Annotated in this window: 5 protein-coding genes; all 5 read right to left on the bottom strand. The window is 65.2% G+C overall.

What is annotated here, in order from left to right; genetic code table 11:
- Positions 1 to 899: acyl-CoA dehydrogenase family protein (locus RMO81_RS15395; RefSeq protein WP_310476823.1), on the bottom strand; the 899-nt coding region annotated here is incomplete at its 3' end.
- Between the two features lie 22 nt (positions 900 to 921).
- On the bottom strand, positions 922 to 2,892 hold the full coding sequence (locus tag RMO81_RS15390) for a biotin carboxylase N-terminal domain-containing protein (RefSeq protein ID WP_310476821.1): 1,971 nt from the start codon (positions 2,890 to 2,892) through the stop codon (positions 922 to 924).
- A gap of 5 nt (positions 2,893 to 2,897) precedes the next feature.
- Positions 2,898 to 3,347 carry a DUF4440 domain-containing protein gene (locus RMO81_RS15385; protein WP_310476820.1) on the bottom strand — a complete coding sequence of 150 codons (450 nt, stop codon included), beginning with the start codon at positions 3,345 to 3,347 and terminating at the stop codon, positions 2,898 to 2,900.
- On the bottom strand, positions 3,344 to 4,123 hold the full coding sequence (locus RMO81_RS15380) for an enoyl-CoA hydratase-related protein (protein ID WP_310476819.1): 780 nt from the start codon (positions 4,121 to 4,123) through the stop codon (positions 3,344 to 3,346). The genes RMO81_RS15385 and RMO81_RS15380 overlap by 4 nt, the downstream gene beginning before the upstream one ends.
- Positions 4,124 to 4,130: 7 nt before the next feature.
- The gene (locus tag RMO81_RS15375; RefSeq protein ID WP_310476818.1) at positions 4,131 to 5,651 is read right to left on the bottom strand and encodes a carboxyl transferase domain-containing protein; all 1,521 of its coding nucleotides are present in this window, start codon (positions 5,649 to 5,651) and stop codon (positions 4,131 to 4,133) included.
- Positions 5,652 to 5,751: the final 100 nt, after the last annotated feature.

Genomic DNA, 5,751 nt, shown 5'->3' with positions numbered 1-5,751 from the left:
GCAGTGGACAGCGCGACATACATGTCGGCCAATTTGCCCTGCATCAGCTGGAACTGGCCGATGGGCTGGCCGAACTGCTGGCGTTCGTGAACATAGGGCACCACCACATCCATGCAGGCCTGCATGATGCCCAAGGGCCCGCCGCTGAGCACGACGCGTTCGTAATCAAGGCCGCTCATCAGCACGCGGGCGCCATTGCCCACCCCGCCCAGCACATGTTCGGCCGGCACGGTGCAATCTTCGAACACCAGTTCGCAGGTGTCGCTGCCGCGCATGCCCAGCTTGTCGAGCTTTTGCGCCGTGGAAAAACCCTTCATGCCCTTTTCGATCAGGAAGGCTGTCACGCCGCGCGGGCCGGCGGCGGGATCGGTCTTGGCATAGACCACCAGCGTTTCCGCATGCGGCCCGTTGGTGATCCACATCTTGTTGCCATTCAGCACATAATCGCCGTTGCCCTGGATTTCGGCGCGCAGCTTCATGCCGATCACGTCGCTGCCCGCCCCTGGTTCCGACATGGCGAGGCTGCCAACATGCGCGCCGCTGATCAGATCGGGCAGATATTTGGCCTTCTGTTCGGCGCTGCCCCAGCGGGCGATCTGGTTGATGCACAAATTGGTGTGCGCACCATAAGACAGGCCAACACTGGCCGACGCGCGGGAGATTTCTTCCACCACCACGACATGCGCCAGATAACCCAGGCCAACGCCGCCATCGGCTTCGGGCACGGTGATGCCGTGCAGGCCAAGTTCGCCCATCTTGGGCCACAGATCGCGCGGGAAGGTGTTGGTGGTGTCGATCTCGGCCGCGCGCGGCGCGATTTCGGCGGCGGCAAAGGCCCGCACCGTGTCACGCAGCATGGCGATGGTTTCACCGTGGGCAAAATTCAATTGGCTCAGCATTGTTGCAGTCCTTTTTGCCCGTTCAGGCGATTTCCACCAGCATCATGCCATCGGCAACCTGATCGCCAAGCGCGACGTGCACGGCCTTCACCGTGCCGGCGACGCGGGCGAGCAGGCGATGCTCCATCTTCATGGCTTCCAGCACCAGCAGGCGATCACCTTCGGCTACCTCCTGGCCCGGCACCACATCCACCGCCAGCACGCGGCCCGGCATGGGGGCGATCATGTTGGCATGGCCGCCGCCCACATCCTTCACGCGCGGCGGGCGGCTGCCGATCAACCAGCTTTGGCCGGCCATGCGCACATCCACCGTGCCAACGCCCACGCCAACGCCCGCCACGACCGTGGCGCGCATCATTTGGCCGGCCAGATCGATCGCCAGGCCGTGGGCGCCAACCCGCGTGGCCGATACTTCGCCGATTCCGGCCAGGCCGCCGATGCGCCAACGCTGGCCACCAATGTGGCGCAGGCTGATGGGGTGCTGGGCAGCATCCCACCACAGGCGGACATGGGTTTCAGCGGCCAGGTTGATGCGGAAATTCAGCCCGCCAAACAGGCTGGTGGGCGCAGTGCCGTGCGGCAGACCCAATCCCAGCGCGGCGGCCAGCAGCACGGGGGCGGGGCACAGGCTGGGCGCGGCCAGTTCGGCGGCGTGGCGGGCGATGAAGCCGGTATCAACCTTGCCAGCGCGGAACGCCTTGGTGTCGGCCAGGCGGGCGAGGAAGGCGCGGTTGCATTTGAGCCCGCTCACCACCGTGGCATCGAGCGCCCCGACCAGCCGGTCGATGGCTTGCGCGCGGGTGGCGCCGTGCGCGATGACCTTGGCGATCATCGGATCGTAATCGAGGCCGATGCGGCTGCCGTTCTCGACGCCGGTGTCGATGCGAATTCCAGGACCAGCACCGAATTCCAGCGTGCTGATCGTGCCGGTGGCCGGCAGAAAACCGCTGTCCGGGTCTTCAGCGTAAAGCCGGGCTTCCATCGCCCAGCCGGTGACAGTGAGTTCGTCCTGCTGCTTGGGCAAAGGCTCGCCGCGCGCGACGCGGATCTGCCATTCAACCAGATCTTCGCCGGTGATGCATTCGGTCACTGGGTGTTCGACCTGCAGGCGGGTGTTCATTTCCATGAAGTAGAAGGCGGGATCGCCGTCGGCATCCACCGTGTCGAGATCAAGGATGAATTCGACCGTGCCGGCGCCGGAATAGCCGATAGCGTGGGCGGCGGTGACGGCAGCAACACCCAACGTGTGGCGCAACCGGTCGGACAGGCCGGGGGCGGGGGCTTCCTCGATCACCTTCTGGTGGCGGCGCTGCAGGGAACAGTCACGCTCGAACAGATGGACGGCGTTGCCGTGATTGTCGGCGAACAACTGCACTTCAACGTGGCGCGGGCGCTGGATGAGCTTCTCCAGCATCACCGCGGGGTTGCCGAACGCGGTTTCGCCTTCGCGCTGGGCGGCCATCAGGGCTTCCTGAAATTCCCCGGCGTCGTGGACCGCGCGCATGCCCTTGCCGCCGCCGCCGGCCACCGCCTTGATCAACAGCGGATAACCGACGCCTTCGGCAGCCTTTTGCAGGCGCACGAGGCTCTGATCATTGCCCTGATAACCCGGCGTGATCGGCACACCGGCCTTTTTCATCGCGGCCTTGGCGGTATCCTTCAGGGCCATCACCCGCATCGCGGCTTCGGGCGGGCCGATGAAGATGAGGCCGGCCTTTTTCAGCGCCTTGGCGAATTCGGCATTTTCCGAAAGAAAGCCATAGCCGGGGTGGACGGCATCGGCGCCGGTGCGTTTGGCGGCGGCAATGATGGCGTCCACATCCAGATAAGGCCGGTCGCCGGCAAGGGGCACGGACTGGCCGGCCTCGCGCACAAATGGGGCGTGGGCATCGGCGGCGCTATGCACGGCGACCGTGGCAATGCCCATCGCGTGCGCGGTGCGGATGACGCGGCGGGCAATTTCGCCGCGATTGGCGATCAGGATTTTCTGCATTGGTTTCACTTTGGTGGGCAGCCCTTGGGATCAGCCGTCCAGCCAAAGCTGGTCAGCAGCCATTTGCCGTCCAGCTTGCTCCAGCCGAAGCTGTCGGTGCCGCAATGGATGCGCTTGCCGTCGATATCCAGCGTGTAAGGCGCCCAGACATGGGCATAATCACGGGTGACCAGCAGCTTTGATCGCACGATGCGTTCATCGAATTTGCGCGGCGGGGCATTGCGGAAATTGTCGAACAACTGCTGGCGGGTCATCACGCTGTACTTGCTGCCGCCTTCGGGCGGAAAGCGCAGCACCTGGATGGTCAGCGTCGGATGGGTCATCGCCTCGGCGCCATTGGCATCGCCCTTGTTTAGCGCGTCCATGAAGGCGTTGGTGGCGGCCAGCACTTCATCCTTGGGCGCGGCAATGGACGGGGTTGCCAGCAGCAGGGCGAGGGCAAGCACAGGCTTCATTCGACGATCCATCCCGGTTTTCCCTTGTTCAGAAAGGCCATGATGCCCATCCGGCCTTCGGCGCTCACCCGGCGGGCGGCGATGCGACGCGCGGTTTCCTCGCGCAGTTCCTCGGTGATCACGGCGTCGGCAAAATCCAGCGCCAGCGCCTTGGCATCGGCAACGGCGCCCGGTGCGGCCTGGCCGATATGGGTCAACCAATGGGCGACCATGGCTTGTGCCGCATCGGCGTCGATGGCGACTTCGTTGACCAGGCCCATCGCTGCGGCATCAGTGGCGGTGAAGGCTTCGGCGGTGAGGAACCAGCGCCGGGCGGCGGCACCGATCCTGGCCAGCACGAACGGCGAGATGGTGGCCGGCGTCAGGCCCAGCCGCACTTCGGAAAGGCGGAATTGCGCGCCGTCGATCGCCACCGCCATATCGGCACAGGCAACCAAACCAACGCCGCCGCCGGTGACATGGCCGTGGGCGACGACGATCACCGGTTTTGGGCAATCATTGATGGCGGCCAGCATGTTCGACAGGCCCATGGCGTCGGCCTGATTTTCGGCCTCGGTCCAGCCGGCCGCGGCGCGCATCCAATCAAGATCAGCGCCGGCGGAAAAGCTTTTGCCGGCACCGGCCAGCACGATGGCGCGCACTTCGTTGGCGCCGCCCAGCCGGGTGAAGGCTTCCGCCAGCGCCGCGATCAGTTCGGCGTTGAAGGCGTTGTGCCGCTCCGGCCGGTTCAGGGTGAGGCGGGCGGTGCCCCAATCGTCGATGGCTTCATCCAGCATCGCAGCCTCACATGCGGAACGTGCCGAACCGGGTTTCCGGCACCGGCTGCTGCAGGGAGGCGGCGAGGCTAAGGGCGACGACGGCGCGCGTGTCTTCGGGCGCGATGATGCCATCATCCCACAGGCGGGCGCTGGCGTAATAGGGATGGCCCTGCGCTTCATACTGGGCGCGGATCGGGGCCTTGAAGGCTTCTTCCTCGGTGGCCGATTTGAAGCCGCCGCCCTTGACTGCGGCCAGCACGCTGGCGGCCTGTTCGCCGCCCATCACCGAAATGCGGGCATTGGGCCACATCCACAGGAAACGCGGGGAGTAGGCGCGGCCGCACATGCCATAATTGCCGGCGCCGAAACTGCCGCCAGTCACCACGGTGATTTTCGGCACGGCGGCGCAGGCCACCGCGGTCACCAGCTTGGCGCCATGTTTGGCGATGCCTTCGTTTTCGAACCGGCGGCCAACCATGAAGCCGCTGATATTCTGCAGGAACAGCAGGGGAATGCGGCGCTGGCAGGCCAGTTCGATGAAGTGAGCGCCTTTCTGGGCGCTTTCGCTGAACAGGATGCCGTTGTTGGCGATGATGCCGACGGGGTAGCCTTCGATGTGGGCAAAGCCGGTGACCAAAGTCTCGCCATAGCGCGGCTTGAATTCTTGGCATTCCGAACCGTCGACCATACGGGCAATGATCTCGCGCACGTCCACCGGCACGCGGGTATCGATGGGCGCCAGCGCGTTGAGTTCAGCGGCGTCAAACAGCGGTGGGCGCGATGGCCCGCGCGCCACGGCGGGCGCGGCGGGCAGGGTGGCAACGATGCGGCGGGCAATCTGCAGCGCATCTTCGTCATTTTCCGCCAGATGATCGGCAACGCCGGAAAGCCGCGTATGCACATCGCCGCCGCCCAGATCTTCGGCGGTGACTTCTTCGCCCGTCGCGGCCTTCACCAACGGCGGGCCGCCGAGGAAAATGGTGCCCTGATTCTTCACGATGATCGATTCATCCGCCATCGCCGGCACATAGGCACCGCCCGCGGTGCAGCTGCCCAGCACGGCGGCGATCTGCGCGATGCCGTTGGCGCTCATGTTGGCCTGATTGAAAAAGATGCGGCCGAAATGATCGCGATCGGGGAACACCTCGTCCTGCCGGGGCAGGTTGGCGCCGCCGCTATCGACCAGATATACGCAGGGCAGGCCATTTTGCGCGGCGATTTCCTGGGCGCGCAGATGTTTTTTGACGGTGAGCGGATAATAGCTGCCGCCCTTCACCGTGGCATCATTGGCAAGGATGACGCACAGCCGGCCCGAAACCTGGCCGACGCCGGCGATCAGGCCGGCCGCGGGCACATCTTCGCCATAGACATCGTGCGCGGCGAACTGGCCGATTTCGAGAAAGGCGCTGTGCGGATCGATCAGCGCTTCAACACGTTGGCGCGGCAGCAGCTTGCCGCGCGCCACATGTTTTTCGCGTGATGCGGCCGGGCCACCCAGTGCGATTCGGGCCGCCTTTTCGCGCAGATCGGCGATGAGTTCGGCCATGGCCGTGGCCGTGGTGCGAGCGGACGGGGGGAGGGGCTGTCCAATTGGCGGCATGTTGGCGGGTATGGCCGATGTTGGCCATGCGCTCAATGGTCAATCA

Source organism: Sandarakinorhabdus sp. (assembly GCF_031422795.1).
In the GTDB taxonomy this organism is placed as follows: Bacteria; Pseudomonadota; Alphaproteobacteria; order Sphingomonadales; family Sphingomonadaceae; genus Sandarakinorhabdus.
The sequence above is the reverse complement of the archived record's forward strand: the minus strand, read 5'-3'. Positions and strand labels throughout refer to the sequence as shown.